This is a genomic window from Acinetobacter sp. AS5 (assembly GCF_048957595.1).
In the GTDB taxonomy this organism is placed as follows: Bacteria; Pseudomonadota; Gammaproteobacteria; order Pseudomonadales; family Moraxellaceae; genus Acinetobacter.
Genome location: NZ_JARDAL010000142.1, coordinates 1 through 1,022, shown reverse-complemented (window position 1 = coordinate 1,022; position 1,022 = coordinate 1). Strand labels below are relative to the sequence as shown.

The 1,022-nt window shown below is 42.6% G+C and carries 1 pseudogene; it reads right to left on the bottom strand.

The features are described 5' to 3' along the window. Nucleotides 1-1,022, bottom strand: a pseudogene (locus PV763_RS17635) (excinuclease ABC subunit A); the annotation flags it as partial.

The window sequence follows — 1,022 nt, the reverse complement described above, 5'->3', positions numbered from 1 at the left end:
GCATCTGGTCCAACATCCACTAACCATTGAGCACGACGCATGAGCTCTAAATCATGCTCTACAACAAATACGGAGTTCCCAGCATCTCTTAATTTATCGAGGGAATCATATAATGACTGACTATCTGAAGGATGTAATCCAGCAGACGGCTCATCCAGTACGTAAACTACACCAAATAGCATAGAACTTAATTGTGTTGCTAAACGCAAACGTTGTAACTCTCCAGCTGAAAGAGTCGGTGTGGCTCTATCTAATGTTAGATAACCAAGGCCTAACTGGCGTAATTGATTTAAACGCCCTACCACACCACTTGCTAAACGCTGGGCAGCAATTTTCTTTTCATCTGAAAGTGCTGAAGTACGTCTTACATCTGGAGATACAGAATGCACTGCTCTACCTGTTGTTGCTCGTTCAGATCTATCAAGTTGAGTTACTTTATTATTAGTCTTTTCGCCAGCATCATGAGCGTCGAAATCGCCAAGAACAATGGGTTCAAGCAGGCAAGTTAACTTATCCAAAGAAAGTTGCATAAACTCACCAATATCTACTCCTGCAAAGGTAATAGATAAGGCTTCTGGTTTAAGGCGTTTACCATGACAGGAAGGGCATAATTTTCCTTCCATAAAACGTGAAACACGTTTTTTCATCAACGTGCTTTGGGTATTAGCAAAAGTATGAAGGACATAGCGACGAGCACCAGTGAAAGTACCCATATAGCTAGGTTCTAATTTACGTTTAAGTGCGGACTGAGTCTCAGTGGGACTTAAACCGGCATAGACAGGAACTGTTGGGGTTTCTTCAGTAAATAAAATCCAATCTCGATCCGATTGCGGTAAATCTTTCCATGGTCGATCAACATCATATCCTAGGGTTACTAGGATATCGCGTAAGTTTTGCCCGTGCCAAGCAGGTGGCCAAGATGCGATAGCTCTCTCACGAATACTCAGTGTTGGGTCAGGAACCATTGTCGATTCTGTAACTTCATAAATGTGACCTAAACCATGACAGGTAGGACAAGCACC